Origin of the sequence: Nodosilinea sp. FACHB-141 (genome assembly GCF_014696135.1) — a bacterium.
Classification (GTDB): Bacteria; Cyanobacteriota; Cyanobacteriia; order Phormidesmidales; family Phormidesmidaceae; genus Nodosilinea.
Genome location: NZ_JACJPP010000002.1, coordinates 105,450 through 121,981 on the forward strand (window position 1 = coordinate 105,450; position 16,532 = coordinate 121,981).

At 55.6% G+C, this 16,532-nt stretch carries 10 protein-coding genes; all 10 read right to left on the minus strand.

Annotated features, from left to right (window positions below):
• Nucleotides 1–235: 235 nt before the first annotated feature.
• On the minus strand, nt 236–2,719 hold the full coding sequence (locus H6F59_RS00445) for a TonB-dependent siderophore receptor (RefSeq protein WP_190694197.1): 2,484 nt from the start codon (nt 2,717–2,719) through the stop codon (nt 236–238).
• Nucleotides 2,720–3,067: 348 nt separating this feature from the next.
• Complete coding sequence (locus H6F59_RS00450) at nt 3,068–3,997, minus strand: AraC family transcriptional regulator (RefSeq protein ID WP_190694199.1); 930 nt, start codon at nt 3,995–3,997, stop codon at nt 3,068–3,070.
• A gap of 168 nt (nt 3,998–4,165) precedes the next feature.
• Nucleotides 4,166–5,173: a sucrase ferredoxin gene (locus H6F59_RS00455; protein WP_199325472.1), complete on the minus strand. Its 1,008-nt coding sequence runs from the start codon at nt 5,171–5,173 to the stop codon at nt 4,166–4,168.
• A 1-nt stretch (nt 5,174) separates the two neighbouring features.
• Entirely contained in the window at nt 5,175–6,071 is an 897-nt protein-coding gene (locus H6F59_RS00460) for an iron-siderophore ABC transporter substrate-binding protein (protein ID WP_190694201.1), read from the minus strand.
• A gap of 561 nt (nt 6,072–6,632) precedes the next feature.
• On the minus strand, nt 6,633–7,739 hold the full coding sequence (locus tag H6F59_RS00465; RefSeq protein WP_190694203.1) for a TonB-dependent receptor domain-containing protein: 1,107 nt from the start codon (nt 7,737–7,739) through the stop codon (nt 6,633–6,635).
• Nucleotides 7,688–9,325: a TonB-dependent receptor plug domain-containing protein gene (locus tag H6F59_RS00470; RefSeq protein WP_190694205.1), complete on the minus strand. Its 1,638-nt coding sequence runs from the start codon at nt 9,323–9,325 to the stop codon at nt 7,688–7,690. The genes H6F59_RS00465 and H6F59_RS00470 overlap by 52 nt, the downstream gene beginning before the upstream one ends.
• A 116-nt stretch (nt 9,326–9,441) precedes the next feature.
• A complete protein-coding gene (locus tag H6F59_RS00475; RefSeq protein ID WP_190694208.1) occupies nt 9,442–10,437 on the minus strand; it encodes a helix-turn-helix domain-containing protein in 996 nt (331 codons plus the stop codon).
• Between the two features lie 193 nt (nt 10,438–10,630).
• Nucleotides 10,631–12,550, minus strand: coding sequence for an ABC transporter ATP-binding protein (locus H6F59_RS26165; protein ID WP_242021188.1), 1,920 nt, complete (start codon nt 12,548–12,550; stop codon nt 10,631–10,633).
• A 784-nt stretch (nt 12,551–13,334) separates the two neighbouring features.
• Nucleotides 13,335–14,738, minus strand: a complete 1,404-nt coding sequence (locus tag H6F59_RS00490) for a S1C family serine protease (protein WP_190521529.1) — start codon at nt 14,736–14,738, stop codon at nt 13,335–13,337.
• Between the two features lie 119 nt (nt 14,739–14,857).
• Nucleotides 14,858–16,411, minus strand: coding sequence for a CHAT domain-containing protein (locus H6F59_RS00495; RefSeq protein WP_190694210.1), 1,554 nt, complete (start codon nt 16,409–16,411; stop codon nt 14,858–14,860).
• Between the last annotated feature and the right edge of the window lie 121 nt (nt 16,412–16,532).

The window sequence follows — 16,532 nt, forward strand, 5'->3', positions numbered from 1 at the left end:
GTTTTAGAACTTGTAAGCTCAATGTCTAACCTCACTCTTTCATCTTGCGATCGCTTATTCACTCAGGCCCGTCCCAATTTTGTCGGCCCACCTTGCGGGAAGGAAGCTGCACCTAAATCCCTCTCCCTGAGGAAGAGGGACGTTGAAAATCCGGTTCCCCTTCTCCCTAAGGGAGAAGGGGTTGGGGGATGAGGGCCACAAACTTACAGAAGTAGGATGCACCCTACCAACTTTCCTAAAATTCCACCCCCACCCTAGCTGAAACCGTCAGCGGGGCTCCGGGAGTTACCCCCAAAAACTGATCCGACGAGGTGAAATAACGGCTGTTGAATAGGTTTTCAACATTGAGCTGGGCTCGCCAGTTGTCGCGGCGATAAAACAGCGCTGCATCGGTGCGGAAATAGCTGGGCAGCGTAAAACTGTTGTCAGAATTGCCCGCTCGCTGGCTGACGTAATACAGTCCTAGACCAAAGCCTAGCCCCTCCAAACTACCCTCTTGCAGTTCGTAAGTGCTCCACAGGCTGAACTGGTTATCGGGGACATTGGCCAAACTATTGCCCACTGTAAGGGTGTTGTCTTTGCTGACAAAAGCATCTAGCAGAGTGTAGTTGGCAGTGAGGTTCCACCCCGGCAAAATTTCGCCGCCCAAGCCTAGCTCAAAGCCTCGGCTGGCCACTTCTCCAGTTTGAATAGTAAACGCTGGGTCGTCGGGATCGGTGGTTTGCACATTTTGGCGGCGAATATCGAACAGGGCCGCCGTAAAGCTGAGGCTGTCGGTAATATCGCCCTTAACCCCCACCTCAAACTGTCGGCCCCGTTCGGGGGCGAAGGTGGATTCGTCGGCGTTGCGGCTGGCCCCAAAGGAAGGCTGAAATGAAGTGGTGTAAGACGCGTAGAGCGACACCGGCTCGATCGGTTGATAAACAATGCCAACCCGAGGCGAAAGAGCGCTGTCTGTCTGTCTAAATTCTTCGCGGGGCTGACCGATATCGCGGGTCGTGCGAAACTGATCGGCGGTGTCGTAGCGTACCCCAGCCAGCAGCTTGAGATTCGGCAAAATATCGATCTGATCTTGCAGATAAATGCCTACAGTTCTAATCGTGTCGTCCCTAAAGAATTCGGGTTCGATCGCGTAGGGAGTGCCCGTGTAGACCGGGTTAAAAATATTAATGGAGTTGTAGGAATTGCTGAACTGAAACTCGGGTTGCTCCAGCGTGTTGCGATATTCAACGCCAAACAATACCTGGTGAGGAATGGAACCGGTGTTAAAACGCCCAACGGCCTCTGCATTGGTGTAAAAGCGCTGGTAGGTGCCACCCGCAAAGTAGGCCAAGCGCCCCAGCTCGCCGGTCGTTTCGTCTAGCGAATCGAATAGGGGGGCGTAGCGGCGCGGCGCATATCGTTGGTACTGGAGGGTATGGCGCAGGTCAAGATTCTCGTTAACCTCGTGGTTGAGGCGATAGCCCAGGTTGAACTGCTCTTGAGAAAATTCGCCAAAATCTTCGCCAAAAAAGCGATCGCGCGGCAGATCGATAATGCCATTGGCACCGACCACTAAACCTTCGTCGATGGTTTCGCGATCGCTCGTGTACTGCCCATACACATCCAGCGAGGTGCTGGGGCTAATATCCCAGGTGATAATCGGCGAAATTAGCAGCCGGTTACCATCCACCAGGTTGCGGAAGCTGTTGAGACTTTCGTAGGACACATTGAGTCGATAGCGAAGAGCGCTGTCGTCTGTGATGGGGCCTGATAGGTCAACCGCCCCGTCGTAGCTGCCAAAGCTATCGACACCCACAGAGATGTCATAAAACGGCTCACTCAGCGGGCGCTTGGGTACCAGGTTAATAATGCCACCCGGCTCACCCTGGCCAAACAGCACCGAGGCAGGCCCGCGCAGCACCTCGACCCGCTCGATGTCGTTGGTGCTCAGCCCCCCTAACGAAACCGCCTCGACCCCATTGCGAAAAACGCCGCCCCGGTTCTCAAAGCCGCGAATCAAAAAGCCAGGGCCAAACACGCTCAGCCCCCGACCGCCGTTGTCGGCCACCGAACCCGCTGTCTCCAAGGCGTTGCCCAACTCCCGCGCATCTCGGTCTTCAATCACCGCCTGGGGGATCACCTGAATCGACTGGGGAATGTCGCGCAGAGGCGTATCGGTGCGCGTAGCCGTGCTGGAATCACTCGGAGCATAGCCTTCATCGCCCTCGCCTGTCACTCCGATGCGGATGACCTCATCATCGGTGGAGGCCAGCCCCACCCCTGGCGCAATGCCCAGCACCAGCCCCGCTGCCCCAGCATTCACATTTACCGCTGGCGGCCCGTCGCTACCGGTGATCGAAACCCGCACCCGGTTATCCTCCAAGCTGGTCACGCTCACCAGGGCAATGCCCTCGGCAGGGCCAAACTGTTCAAAGCTCTCCCCCTCGGGCAGGGCCAGCACCGCATTGTGAATCTCGGCCACCAGCGCGTTGCCCACCACCGAAGTGGTGGGCTCCCCCAACGGCCCGTCGGCATCCAGCACCAGGCGAATTCCCTGACCGTCGGGTTCTACCCGCACGCCAGTAATTTGCGTTGCCCCCTGGGCTAGATTGAGATCTGCCGCCTGCCCGCTGGGTGCCGCCTCCACTAACGGCAGCGCCGTTTCAGCCTGAGCCGCCATTGGCACTAGCGCTAGCCATCCCGCCAACAATACCAACCGCTGCAATCGAACTCCCATCACACCACCTGTAAATTGTTGAGGACAATGCCTTAGCTGCCTATAGCTTTGAGGCAATCAGGAATACTTCTCAACAAGATACAGGTCAGTGGCAGTCGCTAAAGCGAAAGATGATCCCTAGACGGAGTTTTTGCGATCAGATTTGGGAGTTTTTGGGAGCAAGTGGGGGAGTGGATGAGTGGGCGGGTGGATGGGTGAGTGAATGGGTGAGTAGGTAGGTGGGTAGGCGAAGTGTGAGACGAGTAAAGGGTAGAAAAACAATCTCCCCACATTTATAAGCATGTAGGTGTGCAGTGCAGAGCATAAAGCGGAACCATCTACCCATCCACCCGCCTACCCACCCACCCCTCACGCCCTCCTCCCCCTCACATACACCCCCGGATTCACCCCATACTTGCGGCGAAAGGCGGCGGCAAAATGGCCCCGGCTGGCAAAGCCTACGGCTTCGGCGGCGGCGGTGACGCTGAGGTCGCCCGATTCGAGTAACTGACGCGATCGCTCCATGCGGTGCTCGTGCAGATAGCCAAACACCGTGGTGCCAAACACCTGGCGAAAGCCCACCTTGAGCTTGTGGTCGTTGATGCCCACCGCCCGTGCCAGCTCAATCAGCGTGGGGGGATGGGCAATCTGGCGGCACAGCAGCTTACTGGCGTAGTGAATGCGTTCTACATCGTCGGCTTTGAGGGCTGGTGGGCTGAAGCTGTCAGCCATTGTTTTCAGGTCCTCAATCAGCAGCGCCATCAGCTCCCACACTTTGCTTTCCAGGTAGAGCCGCTGGGTTAGCCCTTGAAATGGACAGTGCAAAATTGCCTGCACCGCCATCTGCATCGCCGCGGTTGGGGTACCAGAGCGCTCTAGGTAGCGCTGATCCGCAGGGCGCAACAGGTCTGGGAGATCGTCGCAAGCCTCCCCGATCCACTGGTGGAAGGCGTAGGGATCGATATGGACGTTGATCCCGACAACCCGTCGATTACCGGGGATTCGCCAGGCCTCCGCCGGGGCTAACCCACTGCCAAAAAAGGTGTAACGCTGGCTGCTTTTGCCGCCGCTCTGAACTTGCTCAAAGATAAATTCCAGCGGATGTTCGCGATCGCAGTGTCTGATCTCCAGATCATCGTGCAGGCAGAGATCTTCAATACAAAGTTCGACGCCCTCACGCAGGGACATATAGCGCTGTTGCCCCCGCCCAAGGGCAGCAGGATAAGCCGTCACTTCACCCTCGGTTGCAGCCTCGTCGAGCCAGTTTGCGTAGTCAGACGGCGAAAGAGTAATGGTCATAGCGACGAGCGCAGCAGTGCTATAGCGATGAAACGGGAGTGATGAAACGGAGTTGCCCCAACGCCAGCCGACAATTCCTTGAAGGCAGCCTTTTGGAGCAACCCCTAGCAACCTACATCCAAAACATTAGATGTGAGAGAGGATGAAAAGATCCTATCCTAATTGGAACTAATTCTCAATAGTTTGAACTTTGGGTTTCGCCCTGGGCCTGAGCCCCCACCTCGAACAGACTAACGACTTTACCGAGTAGGGGGTGATCTCAGACAAGGACTGACTGGCACAGGAGCCCTTGAGCTGAGCGGTACGGCTTGGGTCAGCCACCACCTCAGCTCGATAGATTTGCTGCTCACCCCCCGGGGTTTTGTAGGATAGCTCTACTCGATTAAAGTCTTCTGCCTCGTCCTGCTCTATCACCTGGGCGATCGCAGCGCAGTTGAGCCAATCCCAGCCGTGGGTGAGCAGCAGCTGTTTTTCGAGCACCTGGGCGGCCCAGGGCAACAGGCCCCAGCCGCGATAGATCGTGTCTAGAGTGCGAATGTCGCCCTCGTGGGTGAGCACTGACCGCAGAGACTCAGCATCCAAATAGCCGTAGTAGCGGGCAGAGGGAAAGTCGATGGCGGTGGGGGCCATACGGTGGCCGCCGATGTGGCTGGTCTGCCAGATGCGGGTATTTTGCAGGCCCAGTTCGGCGACGAGTTTGCGGGCCTGATGGTAAATGGGTGCGCCAAAGCGAGAGCAGCAGCGATCGCGGCTGCCGTGGGTGCAGACCAAAATATCGCGGCTGGGCTCATCTACCGGGGTCGCACTGACGGGTTCTCCCATCACTATCTGCTGCACCAAAGGAGCTACGTCGTGGATATCCCTCAGATGAAATTCCTGCTTTTCGTAGCCCGTGGCCAAGCCGGAGGGCTTGCGAAACACTAGTACGCGAGTGCGGTTTTCTAGCTGCAGTTGGTCGTTGTGAATCAGCAGAAAGCGGGTCTGGTAACGATCGTAGTCGTCGTAAAAGGCTTTGCCGAGCAATCGCAGATTCTCGGGGATGCCTTTGGAGTCGAGGTCGTTGGATTCCCAAGGGGGCGAGCAGGCGATCGCCACATAGAGGCTGTGCTCAGAGGCGCTACCTGCAATATCAATGCCAGACTGACGAGCCTGCTCAGCGCAAAAAGATTGTTCCATGCTAATTAAGAGGGGTCAAAAAACTAAGATAACTATCCAAAACAGCCGCTGCTGCCACAGGGCCTCGAATCGTGGATAAACGCGCATCTAAAAAAAAGACTCGCCCTGCTTGAGACACCGGCATCTGACTTAACAGAGGAACGCTGTTCCACTCTTGCTGTAGTTTTTTCCATCCCTGAGTGTCGCTCTTTGCGGCATCATCCCAAGCAATAACAATAGCAATATCAGTGTCTAGTTGAGGCAAAACTTCAAACGAAATCGTAGGGTTGTCAGAGAGAACTGATTCTATGTCTACAAGCTGAAAATTCAGTTCCTCAATCAATCTTGAAAATACGGTATCGTTGTAAGAATAAATTGCCTGAGATAAACTTCCAGAACTAATCATTAATACCCGAGAATACTTGCTTGCAACTGAGGCTAATTGAGTGCGGGCGGCTGAAACTTTGGCATCATAGTCAGCCTTTATCTGCTGTAGTTGCTCAGGTTTATCTAGGGTTTTGCTGACAATCTCAATACTGTGCTGCCAACCGTTCTTGGTATCATCAACCAACACCGTCGGCGCAATTTTAGATAATAGATCATACTTGCCTTGGGTACCCTGCCAGCCCTCACCTAAAATCAAATCTGGCTGCATTTGAGCGATCGCCTCTAGAGAGGGGCTGTGGCGATCGCCCAGGTTAACCAGCTGGTTATTTAATCGACTTCCCAAATAAGGAATTTGTTGCTCAGGGTTGTCAAATTTAGGTCGCCGCAATAAGTCTTTGGTCACATCAGCCGCAGCATATCCGGCTGGCTCTACTCCTAGAGCCAGCATCATATCCAAAATGTAGGGGCTGAGGGCAACGATGGTAAGAGGCTGTCCGCAAATCTCTGTCTGCCCAGCGTCATGGGCAATCATTCGACAATCTGAGGAGATGCTCGAAGAACTTTGAGACGAATTACTTGACGGCAGACGATAACTACAGCTCCAACTCAATAGCAGAGTTAGACAAAGTAGAAAAAAAGGCTTGATAATTCGATAGCTATAGATCATCAATTTAATCGACTTACCAGGTAAATCTGTAGGAAAGACTCAGGGTTTTCCTGAACCTGCAAAATCAAGGGGGTCGCAGCAGGAAGCAATAGCCTGAGCATAAACTAAAAAACAGAGCGCATTGAGAATATTACTAATTCCTAGAACTAAATTTTCGTGCCCTAGCTGGGAGAGGGAGGTGGGCTACATACACCTCCCTACTTTCAGGAACAGTTTCCCCTAGGGTTGACAGTCATGGGTGCATCCCACTTTTGTAACCCTCGCCCTAAATCCCTCTTCCAAAGCAGGAGAGGGACTTGAATCCGGCGCCCCTTCTCCCGAAAAGGGAGAAGGGGCTGGAGGATATAGCTTGCTTCCCGCAGGGTGGGTCAACTTGCAAAACTAGGATGCACCGGAAATCATTCCCGCCTCAGCCCTATTACCTCTCTAAAACGTTGTTCGATAACTGAGACTCATCGTTCGGCCCTGACCCGCTCGATTGTCGCTGTCAAAGAAGGGGGCAAAGTACTGAGAATATACCGGGTAATACTGGGTGTTGAGCAGATTTTGAATGCCCAACGTTAGCTCGCCATTTCTAAGGCGAACACCACTCAAGAGATCAAGGGTGATGTAGCTATTGATAGGAGCACTATCGGCACCGACGTTAAAGCCGCGATCGCGGTCACCAGAGAACAGCAGTTGCAACCGGTTTCGCCAGCCCGGCAGGGTTTCGTTTTCTACGTAGGCGGTGAGCTTAAACGGCGGAATGATCAAACTATCAAGCGCTGTGAAATCCCCGTCTTCGTCAGCATCATCTGCACCCTCTAGCCATGCGGCGGTTCCTCCGAAGCTCCAGCGATCGCTGGGTTGCCAGTCAAGGGCACCTTCTATCCCATAGACTCGTTGGGGCGATCGCACCGTTTGCAGAGGACCACTATTCGATACGGCAAATCTTGTCCCCAGACTGGAATAGTTATAAAACGCGGCTACAGACGCCTGTACGGTGTTCCAGTTCCCCCGCAGGCCGATCTCGTAGTTATCGACCTTTTGGGGCTGCGTCAAATCAATGTCAGACTCAACGGCAAAGCCGGGCGGGGCAAAGCCCAGCACTCGGCCAATATCCGGCAATGAAAAGCCTTGGGAAAAGCTAGCAAATGCCGTCAAGCTATCCACAACTTCGTAGGCTAAGCCCAGATTGAAAACTACGTCGTCCGCAGTCAGCGTGCCGCCCTCAACGCTATTGCCGTCATAGGTGGTGTAGTCGTCAGTATCAATATTGAGGTTGACATACCGTGCCCCGCCGCTCAGGGTGAGGCGATCGACAACATCCCACTGCAGCTGAGCAAAAATGCCCAGATCGTTCAAGCGGTAGGGAGGGACAAAATCAACCTCACCAATTTTGCGAAAAACCAGTCCGCCGCTGGCGTCAAACTCATCGGGGTCAAACAGGTTAAACCGCTGCGAACTGTCTTCTCGCACATAATCGACCCCCCAAAGCAAGCTCAGGGTGTCTTCAGGATTAAACGACGTATTGACCTGAAGCCGCCCCCCCACTGCTGAGTGCTCCCAGGGGATTGGGAGATAATGCCAAAAAACTCCCGCAGATCGGTGGGCAGTCCGCCCACAAACTCATAGTTGCGGAAAAACACCTGCCCCGAAACCTCACTGTTGAGCAAGTCATCATGGAAGTACTGGAGGGTGAGGTTCGTGGTTTCTAGAGAGGCCTCATTGGGGGCATCAATAATTTGAGTGCCTGCCGGTAGTTCAATAGCTCGGGCTTTCTGCACCCCCGCAATATTGTCTACCTCAGGGTCACTGATATAGGAGACGTTCTGAATTTGGCTGAAGTGGTTAAAGGTGAAATTCAACCGCTGCGTGGGGCTGAGTTCTCCCCCTAGCCGAATCAACAGGTTCACCTCGTCTGTCTCGGCGTCGGTTAGGTCGCTGGGGATGCGATCGCCCTCCGCGTCGTAATACACTCCACGCGAGGTGTAAGACAGACTGCCCAAGAGGCTGGCCGTCTCCGTCGCTGCTGATACTGAATAGAGCGCGTTATAGCCAAAGCCATCCCCAGTCAGAAAGGCCTCGCTGAAGGCGGCACTGCCACCGATATCAATCGTTTGGCTCACGGGACTCGCATCCGGTTGCCGCGTGATGATGTTGATTGAACCCCCCGTGGCCTGCCCGCCATAGATCGCATTGGGGCCACGGACCACTTCAATCCGTTCAACCGAGCGCGGATCAATCGTGGTCAGCGCAGCGGGGACAGAGCCCAGGTTGCTGTTTTGGGGAATGCCATCGATCAACACCGAAATTTCGCGTCCCCGCAGGGTTTGCCCAAAGGTATTGGTGCGGCTGGTGGGGGCACTAAAGCCAGGGACGAGCTGAGACAAAATATCCCCCATGTCCTGGCTGAACCGGGTTTGTTGCTCAATGTCTTCCTGAGTAATCACCGTGACGGAGCGAGGAACATTTTGTAGTTCTTCTTCGGTTCGAGTCGCAGTGACCACAAGCTGAATGGCTTCCTCGGGCGCTTCCGCCTCGGTTGCCAACCCAAGGGTTACGGCCAGAGTTAAGCCCTGGGCAGCCGGGCTAACCTCTACACTGGGCGGGGCATCGTTACCAGTAATGGAAACTCGCACCTGATTGTCTGGCAAACCCGTGACGCTGATAAAAGCAATACCCGCCGTTGAGCTAGCCTGCTGAAACTCGCCCCCATCAGGCAGAGCTAGCACCGCGTTAGGAATATCGATAATCAGGGCGTTACCCAGCGATCGCGTGGCTGGTGCCGACAGCTCACCCGCCGCGGTTTCCAGCACCACCTGCAACCCTGCCTCGGTAGACTCTACCCGCACTCCCGTAATTTGCACCGTGGCCTGGGCGATCTGGGTCATCCCTTCGTCTACGGCGGCGGCAGGATCGAGGGTAGATGGGTGGATAAGTAGCGGGGTAGATAGGAGCGTGGGTTGTTCCAACTCATCCACCCGCCCACCCATCCACTCATCCACTTCCCCCACTCGCCCACTCGCCCACTCACCCACATTCCCACCGTTCGCCTGGGCCACCAGCGGTTGAGCCAGGGCCGCGATCGCCCCCATCACGCCAACCCACACGCTCCATCCCATCCGCTGCTGAGCCATATCCTTCACACCACCGTTCAACTATTCAACAGATTAGATGAAAGCTATTCTCATCTAGGTATAGAACTTTAGGGCGAAAGGTGCGAGCGCGTCTGCCTGAGAACGGAACAATTTAGTCACAGCACGGAATTTTTGAAAGCTTTGGGGCTAACCCCAAACTCGCGCTTGAAGGCGGCGGCAAAGTGCCCCGCATGGCTGTAGCCCACTTGATAGGTGACCTCTGCCACGCTCATCTCGGTGTCTTGCAACAGCTGCCGCGCTTTAATCAAGCGCTGCTGTCGCAGATAGCCAAATACCGTCGTACCCAACACTTGACGAAAGCCGCGCTTTAGGGTGCAGTCGTTTAGACCTACGGCCCGGGCAAGTTCCAGCAGTGACAGGGGATCGTCTAGGCGTTGGGCGACGAGATCTCTGGCCTGGTGAATGCGGTCAATATCTGACGGCTTTAGTCGCTGGGCCAGCCTTGAGGGGCCAGCCTCTAGCCACTGAGCCGTTTGCAGGGCAATCAGCTCCAGTGCTTTCCCCTCTAGATAGACTTGCTGAATGGATCCGGTATAAGGGCAGTTGAGAATTTGTTGGAGCACCAGTTGAATGCTAGGCGCGATCGTCTCCAGCGGCTGGTACCAGTGGTCGTTGTGCCTGGCGATTAGCTCCTGCACCTCAGATGGAATCACGTCGAGCTGATCAGGGCTAAAGCTTTGAGAATTTGGCTGGGTTCTCAAATGCAGGTCAATTTTTAGCACTCTGCCCTTGAGTGGCCATGTCTGAGTATCGCTAATCGTGCGATTCTCTTCATATTGCAGAAAGCTGTTGGGGCCATAGAGGCTGCTGTGGCGATCGCTGTTGTCGCCTAGGCACAGATTGAAGCCAAATTCCAGGGTTCGCCCTGAAGCCTCAGGGGAGTTTTCTTCAATCAACACATCCTCTAGCCAGTAGTCGCGGATGAGTAGGTTCAAGCCGTGGCGTAGATTGAGCGATCGCTTACAGCCCTGACTTTTAGTGCCAGGCGCGCTGATAACCAGCTCAAAACTGCCCAACGACCTTGAGCCCGAACCGACGGCAGGGATGGGCTGGGCAACTGGCGATGGCGGCTCTGAGAGGATGATGGTCATAGGCAGACAGGAATGAGCTGATTTAGGCAAGAGTGCGGGAAAGGCCTTTCACCACAAATAAGACCTATTCTCATTTATTTGCAGCCACCGGTCAACAGCCTTCGCCTGACAGAGTGCTGTTGCCGCTCAGCTCAGCCAGCCTCGCTGACCATCAGAATGCGACAGACAGGCTGAGGTACCCCCTTCTATCCTTCTATATCGATCCAGCAACAGTTCCTAATCTGAGCAGCTGGGCAAAACGAGAGTTAGGGTCTTGGGCTAGGGTGATGCGATCGCCGTACTCCACCGCCTGCCCCTGCTCTAAAATTAAAATCTGGTCAGCCCGCTCCACGGTCTTGAGCCGGTGAGCGATGATAATCCCTGTGCGGTTCACCAACAGCCGATCCACCGCCCGCTCAATCAGCTGCTCCGTCAGCGGATCGAGCCGCGACGACGCCTCATCTAGCACCACCAGCCCCGGATCTTTGAGAAACACCCGCGCAAAGGCCAACAGCTGCGCCTGCCCCGCCGACAGCCCGCCGCTGTCGGCCCCCAGTTCTGTATCCAGCCCCTGCGGTAGTGCCTCCAGCCAGGGCATTAGGCCCAGATCTTCTAAGGTTTGCAGAATGGCGCGATCGCCAATGTGCGCGTTAAAAAACGTCAGATTATTGCGCACTGAAGTCTGAAATAACTGCACATCCTGAGTCACGAACCCCACGTGGTGCGGCAACTCCCGCAGCGGCACCTGAGCGATATTCACCCCTCCCAGACAAATCTGCCCCCGCTGAATGTCGTACAGCCGCAGCAGCAACCGCGCCAGAGTGCTCTTGCCACTGCCCGTCTTGCCCAAGAGCCCTAGGGTTTGACCGGCGGGTAGGTGGAGGGTAAGGGATTGGAGGGTGGGCGGGTAGGTGGGTGGGTGGGTAAGCGAGTAGGTGGGTAGGCGGGTGGATGGGTAGATGGGTGGATGAGGTTTATCTGCTTTGTCGGTTTCGGTTGTTGATTCATCAATACTCCCACTTGCCCACCCATCCACTCTCTCACCCATCCACTCTCCCACCCTTCCCCTCTCCCACTCGCCTACCTCTTCATACCCAAACCAAACCTCCTCAAGCTCCACCGATAGTGCACCAGTAGGTAAAACGCCTTGACCACCGGGGCTCACCTGAGTCTGGTGCCCCAATAAATCCTGAATGCGCTGGATGCTGGCTTGGGCTTGCTGGAGCTGTTCTAGTTCTTCGCGGATACGCTCAATGGGGTCTTGCAGCAGGGTGGCGTAGTAGAACAGCAGGTAAACGGTGCCGATGGTAATGGCGGATTGACTCCAGAGGTAGGCACCGACAGCCAGGGCGATCGCATTCCCTACAGTAAACAGCCCCACTGTGCTGCCCCACAGCAGAGTGCTGGTGAAGCGAGCCTGGTGAAAGGCCGCCAGCCACCGCCGCAGAATTTTGTAAAACCGATCCATCACATAGCCGACGGCCCCATTGGCGCGGATATCCTCAAGTCCGCTGAGATGCTCGGCCACAAAGCCATAAAATTCGGCGCTGATCTGGCGGTAGGTGCCCCAGGGGCCCACGGCCAGGGTTTGCAGACTGCCCAACACGCCAAAAGCCACCAGGGCAAACAGGCTCAGGGTCACCCCGGCGCGCCAGTCTTCGCGCCACACCATAAATAAGACGCCGACTACCAGCAGGCCGTTGCCCACCACTTGCAACACAAACTGCGAGAAAAACCGGGAGAGAGCATCCACATCACCATCGACCCGCTCCACTAGTTCGCCGGGGGTGTGGGCTTTGTGAAAAGCCAGGTCAAGGTCCATTGCGTGGCGGGCCAGATCAAGGCGTAGGGTATTCGTAGCCCGCCACGCAATGGTTTCGCTGAAGTAGGTAGTGGCGATCGCTAGCCCCTGCTGCAAAATTGCGATCGCCATAAACGCCCCCGCCGCCAACACTAGCGATCGCTGCTGCCTACCCGCGATCGCAGTATCGATGAAGTAGCGCAAAATCTGGGGGTTTAGCAGCTGCAAGCCAATCCCCCCCAGCAGGGCGATTGCCAACCCCCAAAACCGACCCCGCTGCGGTTTTAGATAAGTCGCCAAAATCGTTCGATACCCCTGTGCTGCTGCTCCCATAGCGAGCCTACCTCGCAAAAAAGCCAGCCCATAGCTTACCGACTCGCTCGCCCTAAAAGGATTCCTAAACGGAGTATCTTGACTCTTACCGGGAATTGTTAACCCTCAGAAACCAGAGACAGCATCAATAACCATGCCGACAAAAACTTCAGCAATGCCTGAGCAAACCGCTCTGGAGCATCCTGCTATACCTACTAAAATGCTCCCTCACTTGAAATAAATGCCTTGGAGCATTCCCCTGCTCTCGTTTGGGGCAGTCCTAGCAGAGCTATAGGCTACAGCAGTAGCTAGATGAGTAGCAGGGCTAAGAGTGAGTGAAACCGCAACAATTGCTTACTGCAGTCTCATTCTCTAAAAGGTATGCCAGGAGGCGGGCTTGAACCGCCGACACGAGGATTTTCAGTCCTCGACAGATGCTTGCCAGTCAAGGGGTTCAAGCCTTTGGTGACGCCCTTCCCCCAATTTTCCCCCAATCTTTGAAAATATGGGTTGTTTTAGCTATAGATAGACGAGTTTGGGTACGGCCTACATTTGGCAAACACAAATCTGCTTCTAAAACTGCCTTGATCTACCCATCTCCAGAGCTAACGAAAGGCTTTGAGGTTCAGTCAATAGGCGGATCTACTTAGAAAAGCAAAACCGCCAAGAAGAAACAATGTCTCTCAATTCCACGCCAAATCCGCTCTTCTCATTTCGTTTTTGTCCCTGCAGGAGAGCTTAAAGTCCTTGGCCAGAGTATGCAGACGCATTTCTCCGGCCAAGGGTGATTGCTGACAGCGCGCCATCAGTGGGTAGTGAGCTTAGGCAGCTTCACGACGCCCCGGCGCAGAGCTACAACTGTGCCCCCCGACAACAGCAGTAGGGCAACACCCCCAAGGCCCAAGGTGCTAAGTGATGCCCCCGATGAATCATTGTTAAGGGCGGCCTGGGTTTTGCTTAGGTAGTCCTGCACGTAGGGGTAGCTCGGGTTGAGCTCACTGACCTGGCGAAAGCTGGCCAGGGCACGCTTGAACTGACCCCGCTCAAACTGGGTGACGGCGGTTTGGTAGAGCTGAGAAACGCCGCTAGGGGCAGGTTCTACATTGGCTTGGTTCAAAAATTCGTTGACTACGCCCATGGGAATGACAAAGTTTGCGCCCTGCACCTGACTGCCCGTGGTGGGGTCAACCTTAGCAAAGGTGGCAATGCCGATCGCCTCGCCTGCTTCGTTAAACACCGGGCCACCGCTGTTGCCGCTGCTCATGGCGGCATCGGTCTGTAAAATATCCCAACCGTCGGCCATGGTTTTGCGGGCGCTGACCAGCCCAGCGGTGAGGGAGGCTTCGACCGCTTCTTGCTCGTCGATCACGCCTGCGCCGGGGTAGCCGAGAATGAACATGCGATCGCCCGCCGCCAGCGCTTTATCGTCTCCTAGGGCCACAGTGGGCATGTGGGTGGCCTCAATTTTGAGAATCGCCACGTCTTTGCCGGGGGCGGGTTCGCCGATCGCTTTGACAGTCGCTTTTTGGCCCTGCTCAACAATTTGGTCGCGGGCGGTGGCTCCCATCGCCGCATAAATTTTGGTATCTATAGCATCGAGCGACATGTGGTGGGCAAAGTATTTGACATGGGCTTGCAGACAGAGCTCCACAAATTCCTGGGTGCCCATCAGTGCACCGATCGCCTCCTGGTAGTAGCCGTCGCTCAGCTCATTCCACAGCGATTTGCAGCTAGAGACAGCTACTTCCTCCAGGGCACTGTCGGCCAGCATTCCCTTAATATCGTCTTGCTCTGAGGAGACTACGTGGGCATTGGTGACCAAGTAGCCATCTTCGGTGACCGCTAGGGCCGAGCCGGTGGTGCTGACTTCGGCCTGCTCTTGCATGCGCTCTGAGATTGGGGTGAAGTAGGCCAGGGGATCGGCCAATACCGTTTGAATGACCGCCACAAACATCTGCTGCTCAGAGGTATATTCGCCGCTGGTCACTTTTTTGCCCAGAGCCTCAAAAAGCTGGGCCATTTTGTCCTCGTTGAGGTTGTAGTCGGGTACCGAAAACTCAGCATTGTGAACCGTTTGAATCATCAGGGTGCCGGGCTTGTTTTGTTCGGCCAGTTGGCTGGGGCTGAGGGCGGTGGTTTTGCCACAGCCAGTGAGGGCAACGGTGAGCAGGCTAGCTGCGATCGCCAGAGACTTGAAGAAGCGTGTCATGGGAGTATTCCTTTTAGAGTTAAAAGACTGGGGGCAAAGATGCCGAAGGCGGTAGCGTTCACAAGAATGTATGTCTGAGCTGGGCAGAGTTATTCAACCCGTGGGGGTCGGGCCTGGGGCTACAGCCCATTGCCGATGAGAATGAAGGGTGCCCAGTAGTAGGGATGACTAAGGTTATCGCTGACGGCGCGAGGCAGATCGCTACGGGCTGTAACGAGATTGATGTCAGCGCGATCGCCCGTTCTTGCAATAGTAAAATCGCCGTCGATCAGCGTCTGCTGGGCCAGTTGCAGCGCTTCGGCTTTGGTGTAGCCCACCTGTAAACCGGTGTAGAAGGCATTCATTAAGACCTGGGTGCCGCCGTCGCTGACCTGCCAGAGCGATGCGATCGCCGCTTTAGCCCCGGCAGTCTGCATCTGGTAGCCAAAGCCTAAGATCTCGACTCCGCTGCCCAGCTGGGTTTCGCCCACAGCGGTTTCGCAGGCGCTCAGCACCACCAGATCAGTATTGGGCAGGTTCCATGACGCAATGTCGCGTAGTGAAACAGCGCTGCCGTCCCCAGTGACAATAAATGACTCACTGGCGCGACCCGGCACAAACTTGGCATGGGTGGCCAAGTGCACAATCGGGTAGTCGCCCATCAAGGTTCGCAGGGCACTGGCGCTAAAGTTGGTGTTCAGCCGCAGTTCGGTATTAGGAATCTGTGCTGCCAGGGTTTTGACCTCGACCCCAGCGCTGGGCAGGTCAGCAAAGCGAAAGCCGTTGAGTTCAAAATTGCACTGCACACATGCAGCGGCCAGTAATTTGAGGCGATCGGGGTGGTAGCTAGGTCGGGCAGTAAAGTTGACTAGCGAGGCGGCGGTAATGTGACTCACGGCGAAGCGCTCGGCTAACCACTGCTGCCCGTCGTGCAGTGACGCTAGGGGAATATAGCGCAGTGCCCCGTTCGGGGCGTAGAGAATGGTCTCGGCCTGGGCGGCAGTCAGATCGTTTTCGAGGTCGGCAATGAGCCATCGGTAGAGCTGCTGGGCTGGAGCGGTAGCATCGAGATGCGGATTTTGGAGGGCCTGCCCTAGCTCGGCGATGGTGCGGTTTAGGTCAGTGGCGCTGACCAACACGGGCCGCCGAATTGGCGCACCGTAGGGGGTAATCAATATCAACTCCAGGCGATCGGGCAAAATCAGCGGGTAGAGCAGCACAGCGTTGGTGTCGAGGTTAATCAAGCTACTTTGCAGGGTATTGAAGTGGTCAATCTCAATGGTTTGACCGTTGGTGGTGTCGCGCAACTGGGCGATCGCCGCCTGTACCTCCGGGCGATCGCGAAACTGCCGAAACTCTGCCCGCAGCTCATCCTGGCGGGACAGCAAATGGTCGCGCCGCCGAGTTTCTGTCGCCGTTAGGGCGGGTTGGGCTTGGAGCTGGGCTAGCTCAACCCCTTCCTCAATGGTGTGGGCGGAGAGAGCGAGAATGCGCGGCTCAAGCTGCCAAGAGTCGCTATCGGCGGTGGTTGGATCACCAACCATTGAGTAGTTAGTGCTCTGCCCCCGCTGGGTTTCAAGTACTGGGTTGGGGGGTGATACGGCGGTGCTAGGGTACATAGAGGGTGCGCTAGGGGCGATCGCCCCTAGCAGGCAGGCAGAAGCCAACAAACTAAACCCAGGTAAACGGTGCATAGGTCAACTCCTAAGAGTAGCCAAAGCTTAGGCTTCTAGAAGTTGCCAACCTATGCATTTTTAGGCAATCTTGCCTTCGTTAGACGACCATCTAAATCGCAAGTTAACGTACGAAATCCGT